The organism is Variovorax paradoxus, from assembly GCF_000834655.1.
Taxonomy (GTDB): Bacteria; Pseudomonadota; Gammaproteobacteria; order Burkholderiales; family Burkholderiaceae_C; genus Variovorax; species Variovorax paradoxus_F.
The window spans coordinates 70371-84606 of sequence record NZ_JXQQ01000065.1 but is presented as its reverse complement, the minus strand read 5'-3'; the positions used below and the strand labels follow the sequence as shown (position 1 = coordinate 84606).

The following is a 14236-nucleotide window of genomic DNA, read 5'->3' as shown; positions in this document are numbered from 1 at the left end:
CGAAGCGCCGCGGCGCTCAGCTCACGCCGAGAACGATCGCACCCGATTCGATGAACCGGTCGAACTCGATCTTCGGAATGGCGGCGGTCAGCGGCTGACCATCGTCGATCCAGGTCAGCACGGCGCTGTCGCCCTCCACGATGACCTGGCACTCGCCTTCGCGAATCTCCAGCAACGGGCCGTCGCCGGCTCGGAACTCGACGGGCGCGACGATGCGCGCGCTGATCTGGGTGGGGTTGGATGACATGGCGCCGATGTTTGCAACCGGCGGCCCGCCAGCGCGTGGGACGGCACCGCATGCGAAGCGAGGGCAATGACCTCAAAGGGCAGGCACCCCTCGCATCGAAACCCCCCTTCGATGCCGTGCTCGATCGCCGGGACGAGAGCCGGGCGATTCGGCCCATTGAGCTCCGACAGCCTCTTCGCTACGGCGTCCTACAAAAACGCACGGCTCGCCGCTCTAGGTTGAAGTCCCCTCGAACCCAACCGGACACCACACACATGGCCAAGCAACCCCGAGCCAGCACGGCACCTTCCGCCGCGCTCGACGCCGCCCGCTCCGCGGCACGCAACACCGACAGCGGCCCCGCCCACCCGGCGCCCGCCGCGGCGGGCAAGGGCGACATCCCCGCACAGAAGGCGATCGACACGCAGGCGCTCGCCGCCGCGATGCCCGCCAATACGAACAAGCCGCTGGAGCACACGCCGGAGGCGCCCGTCGGCCTGAGCGCCAAGCCGCCGTCGCGCCTGCCCACCGGCAGCACCCTCTCGGAAGCCAACGTGTCCGACAAGACCGGCTCGGTCGCGCCCGAAGGCACCAACGCCACCGTCGGCACGCTGGACCGCGTGCGCGTCGATTCCGGTGGCCAGCGCCTCACCACCAACCAGGGCGTGCCGATAGCGGACAACCAGAACTCGCTCAAGGCAGGTGCACGCGGCCCGGTGCTGCTGGAAGACTTCATCCTGCGCGAAAAGATCACGCATTTCGACCACGAGCGCATTCCGGAGCGCATCGTGCACGCGCGAGGCTCGGGCGCCCACGGCTTCTTCGAGTGCTACGAGCCGCTGACGAAGCACACCCGGGCCGCGCCGTTCCAGGAAGCCGGCAAGGTCACGCCCGTGTTCGTTCGCTTCTCGACGGTGGCTGGCGAGCGCGGCTCCAAGGACACCGCGCGCGACGTGCGCGGCTTCGCCGTCAAGTTCTACACCGACGAAGGCAACTGGGACCTGGTGGGCAACAACATGCCCGTGTTCTTCATCCAGGACGCGATGAAGTTCCCCGACCTGGTGCATGCGGTCAAGCCCGAACCGCACCATGGCATGCCGCAGGCCGCTTCGGCGCACGACACCTTCTGGGATTTCGTCTCGCTCATGCCCGAATCCACCCACATGCTGATGTGGCAGATGAGCGACCGCGCCATTCCGCGCAGCTACCGGATGATGCAGGGCTTCGGCGTGCACACCTTCCGGCTGGTGAACGAGGCGGGCGAGTCGGTGCTGGTCAAGTTCCACTGGCAGCCCAAGCTCGGCACGCATTCGCTGGTGTGGGATGAGGCGGTGAAGATCTCCGGCGCCGACCCCGACTACCACCGCCGCGACCTGTGGGAGGCCATCGACGCCGGCGAATACCCCGAGTGGGAACTGGGCCTGCAGATCTTCACCGAGGAGCAGGCCGAGCAGTTCAGCTTCGACATCCTCGACGCCACCAAGATCATTCCCGAGGAGCTGGTGCCGGTGCAGATCGTCGGGCGCATGGTGCTGAACCGCAACCCCGACAACTTCTTCGCCGAGACCGAGCAGGTCGCGTTCTGCACGGCGCACGTGGTGCCGGGCATCGACTTCACCAACGATCCGCTGCTCGCGGGGCGCATCCACTCCTACGTCGATACGCAGATCACGCGCCTGGGCGGCCCCAACTTCCACGAGTTGCCCATCAACGCGCCCATCGCGCGGGTGCACAACAACCAGCGGGACGGCATGCACCGCCAGGCCATCCATCGCGGGCGGGTCGCCTACGAACCCAACTCGCTGGCGGGCGGCTGCCCGTTCCAGGCCGGTGCGGCGCAGGGTTTCGCGAGCGTCGCCAAGCGCCTCGATGCCAAGGAGAGCAGCGACAAGATGCGCGTGAAGCCCGAGAAGTTCGCGGACCACTACACGCAGGCCACGCTCTTCTTCCAGAGCCAGACGCCTGAGGAGCAGGCGCACATCGCGGCCGCCTTCCGGTTCGAGCTCTCGAAGGTCACGGTGCCGGCGGTACGCGAGCGCGTGGTGGCGAGCCTGCTGAATGCCTCGCCCGACCTCGCGGCCAAGGTGGCGCAAGGGCTCGGCATGGAGCTGCCTGCGCCGCTGCCCAAGGCGCTGGAGACGCCCGCGACGCCCGAGGTCGACAAGTCGCCCGCGCTTTCGCTGCTGGCCCGCCCCGGTGACGGCGGCATCCGCACGCGCAAGATCGCGATCCTCGTGGCCGACGGCGCCGAAGGCGGCTCCATCGGCAAGCTGGTCACCGCGCTGGTGCAGGCGGGGGCGGTGCCGCGGCTGGTCGGCCCGCGCCTGGGTACCTACACCGCGGCGGACGGCGACAAGCTCGAAGCCGATGCCAGCATGGAAAACAGCCCGGGCTTCCTCTTCGACGCGCTGGTGCTGCCGGACGGCCTCGCGGCGGTGGAGGCGCTCGCCGCCGACGGCCACTCGATGGAGTTCGTGAAGGACCAGTACCGCCACTGCAAGACCATCCTCGCGCTCGGCGCGGCGCAGGCATTGCTGACCGAGGCCGGCATTCCGATGAGCTTGCCCGACGGTTCGGACGACCCGGGCCTGATCCTCGCGGACGCGGCGCATGCCGACACCGCCACGGTCGACTTCATCGCCGCGGTGGGCATGCATCGCCATCCGGCGCGCGACACCGATCCGCCGCGGGTGTAAGTGGAGCGGGGTGCCGTGGAGAACCCGCCGCCGCTGAAGGGCCTCGACGGCCTGGGCCCGCCCGCCGAGGGGCAGGCGGCACCGCCCGAGGAGGGGCGGGGCTTCTGGCGCAAGCTGGGCCCGGGCCTCATCACCGGGGCGGCCGACGACGACCCGAGCGGCATCGCCACGTACACCCAGGCCGGCGCCAAGTTCGGGTACGGCCTGGGCTGGACGCTGCTGGTGACCTACCCGCTGATGGTCGGCATCCAGCTCGCGAGCGCGCGCATCGGGCGGACCACCGGGCGCGGGCTGACCTCGGCCTTCGCGAAGCTCTGGCCGCGGCCGGTGGTGGCGGCCGCGGTGCTGATGCTGCTGGTTGCCAACATCGTCAATCTCGCGGCCGACCTCGGCGCGATGGCGGAGGTCACGCGGCTGGCCATCGGCGGGCCCGAGGCGCTGTACGCGCTGGCCTTCGGCGCGGTCTCGCTGGGGCTGCAGGCCTGGCTGCCGTACCGGCGCTATGTGCGCGTCCTGAAGTGGCTGACGCTTTCGCTGCTCGCCTACGTGGGCGTGGCCATGGTCGCGCACGTGGACTGGAAGGCGGCGCTCTCGGGCGCGGTGCTGCCGCACGTGACCTGGAATGCCGAGACGGTGAAGATGGTCGTCGCGATCCTCGGAACGACCATCAGCCCGTACCTTTTCTTCTGGCAGGCCGCGCAGGAGGTCGAGGAGATCGAGCGCGTCGAGAAAGACCAGCCGCTCCACAAGGCGCCGCACCAGGCGCCCGCGCAGCTGCGGCGGCTGGGCTTCGACACCTGGCTGGGCATGGGCTTTTCCAACGCGATCGCATTCTTCATGATCGTCGCCGCGGCCGCCACGCTGCATGCGGGGGGCCAGCTGGATGTCGAATCGACCGCGCAGGCCGCCGAGGCGCTGCGGCCGGTGGCGGGCGATGCGGCCTTCGTGCTGTTCGCGCTCGGCATCCTGGGCACGGGAATGCTGGCGCTGCCGGTGCTCGCGGGCTCCGCCGCGTACGCGTGCGCCGAATTCCTGAAGGTGCGCCGCGGGCTGGAGAAACCCGTCGGCGCGGCGCCGGCGTTCTACGCCATCCTTGCCGCGGCCATGGTGTGCGCGATGGCCATCAGCCTGATCGGCATCGACCCCATGAAGGCGCTGGTGTGGGCGGCGGTGATCAATTCGCTCATGTCGGTGCCCATCATGGTGGGCGTGATGCTCGCGGCCGGGAGCCGCAGGCTCATGGGCGATCTTCGGTTGCCGTTGGGGTGGCGCGTGCTGGGCTGGGCAGCGACGGCCGCGATGGCGGTGGCGTCGGTTGCCTTCGTCGTGACGAGCTTCGCCTCGTAGCGGTGCCGCCGGTACCGCGGCGCGGGACTGCTCCCACGCACAGGCGCAACGCCATCCGACCGCTCGCCTGAAGAACCGGACCACCATCGCCCGACGCCTTCCTTTTTCGAGGAGGGGTCCACATCGCCAGGAGCGCACCATGACCGCCAAGCAAGAGAAAGAACAGAAGCCGTTTCCCTTTCCCACATCGGAGAACCACGGCAAGCCTGCCGACCACGGAAAACCTGTCGAGCAGCCCGCCAGCGAGGACGCGCTGGACAGTGGCGTCGAAGAGTCCTTTCCCGCCAGCGACCCGGTGTCGGTGACCGTCACCAAGGTGAAGCTGCCTTCGGCGGAGAAGGAGAAAGAAGAGCAGAAGGAAGGCGAGGCGCAAAGGCGCTGACCGCCGAGGTGCCCACTGCCGATCGCCACCGGCCACGGCAATGAAGGTGAAGGCGGCCCTCTACCCCCGGCCGGCAGCATCGGCGTCGCCCGCGCCGTCGGCGCTCGCGCAATTGCGCAGCCTCTTGAACGGGCCCGCGCAAGGCTCACAGCGCGCTGCTGGTGTCGTCAATGAGGGAGATGACGCTCGGAGCCAGGGCGAACGCGACGATCACGAAACCGGTGTCCACGGGTTCGGCCTGAGCCGTCGGACGCCACCCGACAACAAACGGCACCCGCCAACGCCGGAGGGAGGCAACCCATGGATTCGCTCTCGGAACTCTTTCGCCTGGAGATGCTGCCTTGGCACATGGTGCTGCGCGGCACGGTGGTCTATTGGTTCCTGCTGCTGGTGTTTCGCTTCCTCTTGCGGCGCGATGTCGGCTCGCTCGGCGTGGCCGACTTGCTGTTCGTCGTGCTGGTCGCCGATGCCTCGAGCAACGCGATGCAGGGCGAATACAAGACCATCGGCGACGGGCTGGTGCTCATCTCCACGCTGGTGGCCTGGAACTACCTGCTCGACTGGGGCAGCTACCACTCGCCGCTGGTGTCGCGCTTGATCGAACCGCCTCCCGAGCCCTTGGTCAAGCACGGGCGCATCGTCCAGCGGACGCTGCGCCGCCAACTCATCACGGTCGACGAACTGATGTCCAAGCTTCGGGAGAAGGGCATCGCCGAACTCTCCGACGTGCGACTCGTGATGCTGGAGAGCGACGGCGAACTCAGCGTGCGCAAGTACAAGACATGAACCAGGGAGGCGGTACGGGTTGTGTAGGACGCTTCCTGCATGAACATGCGCCGAATTCCAGTGGGCTTCCTGCGCTTGCGCGCCTTCAATGCTTGCCGCGAAAGCACCCCAACAAGGAGACACGGCAATGGATTTCGAGGGTATTTATTGTTTCGATACCGCGTCGGTGCGCGTTGCCGTCTATCCCGACGGGCCGCAGGGCGCACGGATCGTGGCGCAGATTTCGGAAGACACCCTTCACGACGGCTTCGGCACGCGCGAGGTCGGACAGCGCCTGCTGGATGTCTGCAGGAACAACTTCCATGCGATCGAACCCGCGGTGGTCGCGCGTTACCGGGCCAATCCGCGGCAGCCCGTCGTCACGCTCACGCTCGGCGACTTCGCGATGCATCGGGGTGCACGGTTCGCGGCCCGCGAGGGCGACGCGCTCGCCGCCTGAAGCTCGATAGAACTCAGCCAGAAGTTCGCCTGGGTCGCCCCGTATTTTCGGGAGGCCGTTTCATCCTTGGCCCGTGCGTTGCGCGATACGGGCAACTCTCCGACACGGCGAGGAGACACCTACCGTAGCTGCCATGCCCGTCACTCCTTCAGATTGGTGACAGCCATGCGGAGGCCAGAGTCGTTCCTTGAACAACCGTTCCGCGGGCCCCCCATCAAGGAACGCCGTGCCGCTGAACCATTCATCGCTGGACGATCGAGACGCTTACCTGTTCCGTGAAGGAACGCACTCCCGCCTGTACGACGTGCTCGGGTGCCACCCCGCCAATGCCGGAGACGGCGGCGGCGCGCACTTTGCCGTGTGGGCGCCCAACGCCGAATCGGTTTCGGTGGTCGGGGACTGGAACTACTGGTCGGGCGACGCCGACCCGCTGCAGCCCAGCCCCGACGGCACCGGCATCTGGCGCGGACATGTGCCGAATGCCGCCATCGGCCAGGCCTACAAGTACCGCATCCGCTCGCGCCACGGCGGCTACACCGTCGACAAGGCCGACCCGGTCGCCTTCGCCGCCGAGCCGCCGCCCGCCACCGCCTCGCGCATCTGCGAACTCTCGTACGAATGGGGCGATGCGGACTGGATGGCCAACCGCGGACCGCACAACGCGCTCGATGCGCCGCAGTCGGTCTACGAGGTTCACCTGGGGTCGTGGCGCCGCAAGGACGGCCAGTTCCTCGGCTACCGCGAACTCGCGCACCAGCTGGCCGAGTACGTGACGAAGATGGGCTTCACGCACGTGGAGCTCATGCCGGTCACCGAGCACCCGTTCTACGGCTCGTGGGGCTACCAGACCACCGGCTACTTCGCGCCGACCTCGCGCTTCGGCTCGCCGCAGGACTTCATGTACCTGGTCGATCACCTGCACCAGCAGGGCATCGGCGTGCTGCTGGACTGGGTGCCTTCGCACTTTCCGACCGACGAGCACGGCCTGGGCTACTTCGACGGCACGCACCTGTACGAGCACGCCGATCCGCGCCAGGGCTTCCACCCCGAGTGGAGCTCGAGCATCTTCAACTACGGCCGCGCGGAAGTGCGCAGCTTCCTGGTGTCGTCGGGGCTGTTCTGGCTCAACCTCTATCACCTGGACGGCCTGCGGGTGGATGCGGTCGCCTCGATGCTGTACCTGGACTACGCGCGCAAGCACGGCGAATGGATTCCCAACCGCCACGGCGGCCGCGAGAACCTGGAAGCGATCGACTTCCTGCAGACGCTGAACCGCGCCGTCTACCGCGAGCACCCCGACACCGTCACCGTGGCCGAGGAATCGACCGCCTGGCCGCGCGTCTCGCGGCCCACCGACATGGACGGTCTGGGCTTCGGCGAGAAATGGAACATGGGCTGGATGCACGACGCGCTCGCCTACATGAAGGAGGACCCGGTCAACCGGAAGTACCACCACCACAAGCTGACCTTCTCGCTCGTGTATGCCTTCAACGAGAACTTCGTGTTGCCGCTCTCGCACGACGAAGTGGTGCACGGCAAGGGCTCGCTCATCAACAAGATGCCGGGTGACGCGTGGCAGCAGTTCGCGAACCTGCGGGCGCTGTACGGTTTCATGTGGGCGCACCCGGGAAAGAAGCTGCTCTTCATGGGCGGCGAGTTCGGCCAGCGCCGCGAATGGACGCACGACGGCGAGCTCGAATGGTGGGTGTGCGAGCAGGAAGGGCACGGCGGCCTGCAGCGCCTGGTGGCCCAGCTCAATCGCGTGTACCGCGGCGCGCCGGCGCTCCACCAGCTGGACTTCTCGTCCTCGGGCTTCGAGTGGGTCACCGCCGACGACGAGGCGATGAGCGTCTTTGCATTCCTGCGCAAGGCCGGCGACGGCAGTCCGCCGTTGCTCGTCGTGAGCAACATGACCCCGGTGCCGCGCACCAACTACCTGCTCGGCGTGCCGTTGGGTGGCCACTGGCGCGAGGTAATCAACACCGACGCCGCCGAGTTCGGCGGCTCGGGCTGGGGCAATTTCGGGGGCGTCGAGGCGGCGCCCGTGCGTTCCCACGGACACAGGCAATCGGTGTGCATCACCTTGCCTCCCTTGTCCACGCTGATCCTGGAGCACCGGCCCTGATGAAGAACATTTTCTCGACGAAGACCCCATCCGCCGCGGCAACCGATGTCGCACCGAGCGCCGATATCCAGCAGGCCGACGGCGCCGTCCGCGCGGTCATCGACGCGGTGTTTCCGTGCGTGGACAACGGCCGCTTTCCCGTCAAGTGCGTGGCCGGTGAGCGGGTCGCCGTGCGCGCGCATTGCTTCACCGACGGGCACGACGTGCTTCGCGTGCAGCTGTGCTGGCGCGCGCAAGACCAGAAGGAATTCCGCGAAGTACCGATGAAGCCGCTGGGCAACGACGTGTGGGAGGCCGCGTTCCCCCCGCCGTCGCTCGGGCGCTACCTGTACACCGCGGTGGCCTGGGTGGACCCGTTCGAATCTTGGCGCCACGAGCTCACGCGGCGCGTCGATCCGGATGACGTGCGCATTGCCGCGCAAGTGGGCGCGCTGGAAATCGCCGCGGCCGCCGGGCGCGCCGAGGGTGCCGACCGCAGCGCGCTGCAGCGCTGGGCCACCGAACTCGATGCCGGCGCGGCCAACCCCGCGTCCGATGTCGCTTCGCTCAAGGCACTGGCGCTGGACGACGAATATGCCGAGCTCGCGCGCCGCCACCCGGACCGCCGCCATGCGGTGCGCCACCCGGTCGAACTGCCGCTGGTGGCCGACCGCGAGCGTGCGCGCTTCAGCACCTGGTACGAGCTCTTTCCGCGCTCCACCGGCGAGCCGGGCGTGCACGGCACTTTGAGGGACGTGGAGGCGCGCCTGCCGGCCATCGCCGCGATGGGCTTCGACGTGCTGTATTTCCCGCCGATCCATCCGGTCGGTCGCATGCAGCGCAAGGGCCCGAACAACGCGCTGCAAGCCGGCCCCGAGGACGTGGGCAGCCCCTGGGCCATCGGCGCGGCGGAGGGTGGGCACAAGTCGATCCTGCCGGCGCTGGGCACCTCGGACGACTTTCGGCACCTGCTCGCACGCGCCGCCGAACACGGCCTGGAGATCGCGCTGGACATCGCCTTCCAGTGCGCGCCCGACCACCCCTACGTGAAGGCGCATCCCGACTGGTTTCGCTGGCGCCCCGACGGCACTGTGCAATACGCCGAGAACCCGCCCAAGAAGTACCAAGACATCTATCCGTTCAACTTCGAATGCGAAGACTGGCGCGGCCTCTGGGCCGAACTCAAGAGCGTGTTCGACCACTGGATTGGGGAGGGCGTGCGCATCTTCCGCGTCGACAACCCGCACACCAAGGCCTTCCCGTTCTGGGAATGGGTCATCGGCGAAATCAAGCGCGAGCACCCCGACACCATCTTCCTGGCCGAGGCGTTCACCCGGCCGAAGGTGATGCACCGGCTCGCGAAGCTGGGCTTCTCGCAGTCGTACACCTACTTCACCTGGCGAAACACCAAGGAAGAGCTGCAGGAGTACTTCACCGAGCTTTCCAGCGGCCCCGGCGCGGACTACTTTCGCCCCAACGCGTGGCCCAACACGCCCGACATCCTGCACGAGCAGCTGCAGACCGGGGAGCCGTCCGTCTACATGTCGCGGCTCGTGCTGGCCGCCACGCTCGCTGCCAACTACGGCATCTACGGCCCGGCCTACGAGCTGCGCGAACACCTGCCGCGCGGCCCCGCGAGCGAGGAGTACCTCGATTCCGAGAAGTACCAGCTGCGCCACTGGAACCATGACGACCCCGCGAGCCTTTCGCCCTTCATCGCGCGGGTAAACCGCATCCGCCGCGAGAACCCGGCGCTGCAGTGGGACCGGGGCCTTCGCTTCCTGCACGTGGACAACGACCAGCTGCTGGCCTATGCCAAGGAATCGCCCGACGGCGACAACGTGATCGTCACCGTGGTCAACCTCGATCCGCACAACCCGCAGTGGGGCTGGGTCGGGCTGGAGCCCGGGAGCGTGGGCGTGAAGGACGGGCGTGCGTTCCAGATGCACGACCTCCTGAGCGACCAGCGCTTCGTGTGGCAGGGCGACTGGCACTACGTGCGCCTGGACCCCCACAGCGTGCCGGCGCACATCTTCGTGGTCCGGCGCCGCCATGGCGACGAACGCGACTTCGACTATTTCCTATAACAAAGAAGGTGATTCGCCCATGAACGCACCCGTCTCCCATATCGCGCTTGAAACCGTCGAGATCGACAACAGCGACGATCCGCTGTGGTACCGCGATGCGGTGATCTACCAGCTCAACGTCAAGGCCTTCTTCGACTCCAACAACGACGGCATGGGCGACTTCCAGGGCGTCACGGCCAAGCTCGACTACGTCAAGGAGTTGGGCGTCAACACCATCTGGCTGATGCCGTTCTATCCGTCGCCGCTGCGTGACGACGGCTACGACATCTCCGAGTACGAAGACGTGCACCCGCAGTACGGCACGCTGGACGACTTCCGCGAAATGCTGGCCGAGGCGCACAAGCGCGGGCTGCGCGTGATCACCGAGCTGGTCATCAACCACACCTCGAACGAGCATCCGTGGTTCAAGGCCGCGCGCCTGGCGCCGCCCGGCTCGCCCGAGCGCGACTTCTACGTATGGAGCGACACCGACCAGATCTACCAGGGCACGCGGATCATCTTCACAGACACCGAAACGTCGAACTGGACCTGGGACCCGGTCGCCAAGCAGTACTTCTGGCACCGCTTCTTCAGCCACCAGCCGGACCTGAACTTCGACAACCCGGCGGTGATGGAAGCCATCCTGAAGACGATGAAGTTCTGGCTCGACATGGGCGTGGACGGCTTCCGGCTCGATGCCATTCCCTACCTGGTGGAGCGCGACGGCACCAGCAACGAGAACCTGCCCGAGACGCACGCGGTGATCAAGCGGCTGCGCGCGGAAATCGACGCGCAGTACAAGAACCGCTTCCTGCTGGCCGAGGCCAACATGTGGCCCGAGGACGTGCGGGAGTACTTCGGCGACGGCGACGAGTGCCACATGGCGTATCACTTCCCGCTGATGCCGCGCATGTACATGGCCATCGCGCAGGAAGACCGGCACCCGATCGTGGAGATCATGGCGCAGACCCCCGACATTCCCGAGGGCTGCCAGTGGGCGATTTTCCTGCGCAACCACGACGAGCTCACGCTGGAGATGGTGACCAGCAAGGAGCGCGACTACATGTACACCATGTACGCGGCCGACATGCGCGCGCGCATCAACCTGGGCATCCGCCGGCGCCTGGCGCCGCTGATGGAGAACGACCTGGACCGCGTCAAGCTCATGAACGGCATGCTGCTCTCGATGCCGGGCTCGCCCATCATCTATTACGGCGACGAGATCGGCATGGGCGACAACGTGTTCGTGGGCGACCGCAACGGCGTGCGCACGCCGATGCAATGGAGCCCCGACCGCAACGCCGGCTTCTCGCGCGCCGACCCGCAGCGCCTGTACCTGCAGCCCATCATGGACCCGATGTTCGGCTACGAGGCGCTCAACGTGGAAACGCAGGCGCGCGACAGCAGCTCGCTCCTGAACTGGACCAAGCGCATGCTCGCCGTGCGCAAGACCAGCCATGCCTTCGGGCGCGGCAAGCGCCGCTTCCTGAAACCGGGCAACCGCAAGATCCTGGCGTACCTGAGCGAGCACGACGGCGATGTGATCCTGACGGTGTTCAACCTCTCGCGCGCCGCGCAGCCGGTGGAGCTGGACCTGTCGGAGTTCAAGGGCTTCGTGCCGATCGAGATGCTGGGCCGCGCACCGTTTCCGCCCATCGGCGAGCTGCCGTACCTGCTCACGCTGTCTTCGTACGGCTTCTACTGGTTCAAGCTCACGGCCGAGGCCGATGCGCCCAGCTGGCACGAGCAGGGCGTGGCGCTGCAGGAGTGGCCCACGCTCGTTCTCTTCGACGGCTGGACCAGCTTCTTCCGCGAACGCGTGATGCCCTGGCGCATCGGCATGTCCGAGCGCATGCGCACCCAGTTCGAGACGGAAACGCTGCCGCGCCACATCGAGATCCAGCGCTGGTATGCCTCCAAGGGCACGGCCATCCGGCGCGCGCGGCTGGTCGACCACGCGGTGTGGGAGGCGAACGGCCAGAGCTGGCTCCTGCCGCTGCTCGACCTGGAAGGCCCGCCTGGCGGCGCGACCTACTTCATGCCGCTCGCGCTCGCCTGGGAAGAGCGCGACGAAGAGCGCATGGCCGGGGTGGCGCAGGCCGCCATCGCCCGCATCCGCCAGCAGGCGCAGGTGGGCCTCATGGGCGATGCGTTCTACGACGAGGCCTTCTGCCGCGAACTGGTGCGCACCATCGAGAAGGGCGCCGAGTTGCCCACTGCCAGTGGCAGGCTCGTCTTCAAGCCGACGGCCGCGTTTGCGGAAATGTCGGTCGACATCGACGCGCTTCTCGTCGGCCGCCCGAGCGGCGTGAGCAGCAACACGGTGGTCACGCTGAACGAAACGCTGTTCCTCAAGGGCTACCGCCATGTGCGCGAGGGCATCAATCCCGAGCTGGAGATGGGCCGCTTCCTGACCGAGGTGGCGCGCTACCCGAACTGCGTGCCGGTGCTCGGCGCGCTCGAGTACATGACCAACGACGGCCGCACGATGACGCTCGCGATGGTGCAGAGCTACATGGCCAACCAGGGCGACGGGTGGGACTACACGCTGGGTTACCTCGAACGGTTCCTTCGCGACGCGGCCACCACCGACGCCGCGGCGACGCCCGACAGCGCCGAGGTGGCGGCGGTGCACGGCGGCTTCCTCGCGCTCATGGCCACGCTGGGCCGGCGCACGGCCGAGCTGCACCATGCGCTGGCAGCGCGCACCGGCGCCGCGGCGTTCGATCCCGAGCCGCTGGCGGCCGCCGACTTCGCGAGCTTCAAGACGCACGCGGCCAACGACGCCACGGCCACGCTCGCGCTGCTGCGCGAGCGCATCGAGCTGCTGCCGGCCGCCGCGCAGGCCGATGCCCGCACGCTGCTCGCCGCGGCCGACGCGCTGCAGGCCGGCATCGCGGCGCGCCACCCGGTCGAGGGCGCGGGCGTCAAGACGCGCTACCACGGCGACTTCCACCTGGGCCAGGTGCTGGTGAAGGACAACGACTTCGTCATCATCGACTTCGAGGGCGAGCCCGCGCGCACCTTCGAGGAGCGCCGCACCAAGAGCTCGCCGCTGCGCGACGTGGCGGGCATGCTGCGCTCGTTCAACTACGCGCGCTGGTCGGCGCTGCGCCGGGTGGCGCAGAGCACCGACGAGGCCGAGCGGCTCGCCGCCCCGGCCATCGCCTGGGAGCGGGCCACGCGCGACGCATTCCTGGCCGGCTACGGCGACGCGGTCGATACCGAGCTGCTCGCGCTCTTCGAGCTGGAGAAGGCGCTCTACGAGCTGCGCTACGAGCTCAACAACCGCACCGACTGGGCGCAGGTGCCGCTGCATGGCGTGCTCGCGCTCATCCAGCCGGCCCGCACCTGACGCCACCGACGCAACCTTCAACGCAAGAGACACACCATGGAAAATTTCGGTATTCACCTGGAGCCGCTGCGCGCCATCCTCTACCAGGTCGGCGCGTTCATCCCGCGTCTCCTGATCGGGGTGGTGGTGGTCGTCGTCGGCTGGCTCATCGCCAAGGCGGCCCGCTTCGCCGTGACCAAGGCGCTGCGCGCCATCAACTTCAATGTGCTCACCGAGCGCGCGGGGCTGGACAACTTCCTGCGGCAAGGGGGACTTGCGGGCGACACCAGCAGCCTGTTCGGCATCCTCACCTATTGGCTGGTGATCCTGGCCTCGCTCCTCATCGCCTTCAACGGCATGGGCCTGAGCTACATCGCGGACCTTCTGGGCCGCATCGTCTGGTTCGTGCCGAACGTGTTCGTGGCGCTGCTGGTGCTGGCCTTCGGCTCGTACTTCGCGCGCTTCGTGGGCGAGGCGGTGGCCAGCTATTTCCGCGGCGTGAAGATGCATGACGCGGTGGCCTTCGGCAAGGTCGCGCAGTACGCGGTGATGGCCTTCGTCATCCTGATCGCGCTCGACCAGATCAAGGTGGGCGGCGACATCATTCGCGAGAGCTTCCTCGTGATCCTGGCGGGCGTGGTTTTTGCGTTGGCCCTGGCATTCGGCCTGGCGGGCAAGGACTGGGCAAAAGCACAGATCGAGCGCTGGTGGCCCAAGCAGATCAAGGACGCCAAGGACGCGAAGACGCCGACGCCCGGCGTCACCCCGGTGGGCACGCCCACGCGATTCGACAACGACCGGCCACCGCGCTGAAACGCACATCTTTCTTCTCTCTCTCTCTCTCTCTCTCTCTTGA

Annotated in this window: 10 protein-coding genes; 9 read left to right on the top strand and 1 reads right to left on the bottom strand. The window is 67.7% G+C overall.

Annotation, left to right across the window (positions count from 1 at the left end):
* Nucleotides 1-16: 16 nt before the first annotated feature.
* Nucleotides 17-247 (bottom strand): hypothetical protein, encoded by a 231-nt coding sequence (locus RT97_RS23500; protein WP_042581244.1) that lies wholly within the window; start codon nucleotides 245-247, stop codon nucleotides 17-19.
* A 254-nt stretch (nucleotides 248-501) separates the two neighbouring features.
* On the opposite strand from RT97_RS23500, the gene RT97_RS23495 reads away from it, so the two are divergent.
* From RT97_RS23495 to RT97_RS23455, 9 genes are all read left to right on the top strand, one after another.
* Nucleotides 502-2922, top strand: coding sequence for a catalase (locus RT97_RS23495; RefSeq protein ID WP_042581243.1), 2421 nt, complete (start codon nucleotides 502-504; stop codon nucleotides 2920-2922).
* A 51-nt stretch (nucleotides 2923-2973) separates the two neighbouring features.
* On the top strand, nucleotides 2974-4269 hold the full coding sequence (locus RT97_RS23490; RefSeq protein WP_042581278.1) for an NRAMP family divalent metal transporter: 1296 nt from the start codon (nucleotides 2974-2976) through the stop codon (nucleotides 4267-4269).
* Nucleotides 4270-4408: 139 nt separating this feature from the next.
* On the top strand, nucleotides 4409-4651 hold the full coding sequence (locus tag RT97_RS23485; protein WP_042581242.1) for a hypothetical protein: 243 nt from the start codon (nucleotides 4409-4411) through the stop codon (nucleotides 4649-4651).
* 300 nt (nucleotides 4652-4951) lie between these two features.
* The gene (locus RT97_RS23480; protein WP_042581241.1) at nucleotides 4952-5437 is read left to right on the top strand and encodes a DUF421 domain-containing protein; all 486 of its coding nucleotides are present in this window, start codon (nucleotides 4952-4954) and stop codon (nucleotides 5435-5437) included.
* A 127-nt stretch (nucleotides 5438-5564) separates the two neighbouring features.
* Nucleotides 5565-5876: a hypothetical protein gene (locus RT97_RS23475; protein WP_042581240.1), complete on the top strand. Its 312-nt coding sequence runs from the start codon at nucleotides 5565-5567 to the stop codon at nucleotides 5874-5876.
* A gap of 226 nt (nucleotides 5877-6102) precedes the next feature.
* On the top strand, nucleotides 6103-8001 hold the full coding sequence (glgB, locus tag RT97_RS23470) for a 1,4-alpha-glucan branching protein GlgB (RefSeq protein ID WP_042581239.1): 1899 nt from the start codon (nucleotides 6103-6105) through the stop codon (nucleotides 7999-8001).
* Entirely contained in the window at nucleotides 8001-10067 is a 2067-nt protein-coding gene (locus RT97_RS23465; RefSeq protein WP_042581238.1) for an alpha-1,4-glucan--maltose-1-phosphate maltosyltransferase, read from the top strand. The genes glgB and RT97_RS23465 overlap by 1 nt, the downstream gene beginning before the upstream one ends.
* 19 nt (nucleotides 10068-10086) lie before the next feature.
* Nucleotides 10087-13401: a maltose alpha-D-glucosyltransferase gene (gene treS, locus RT97_RS23460; RefSeq protein ID WP_042581237.1), complete on the top strand. Its 3315-nt coding sequence runs from the start codon at nucleotides 10087-10089 to the stop codon at nucleotides 13399-13401.
* Nucleotides 13402-13437: 36 nt separating this feature from the next.
* Nucleotides 13438-14193: a mechanosensitive ion channel family protein gene (locus tag RT97_RS23455; protein WP_042581236.1), complete on the top strand. Its 756-nt coding sequence runs from the start codon at nucleotides 13438-13440 to the stop codon at nucleotides 14191-14193.
* The last annotated feature ends 43 nt before the right edge of the window (nucleotides 14194-14236 follow it).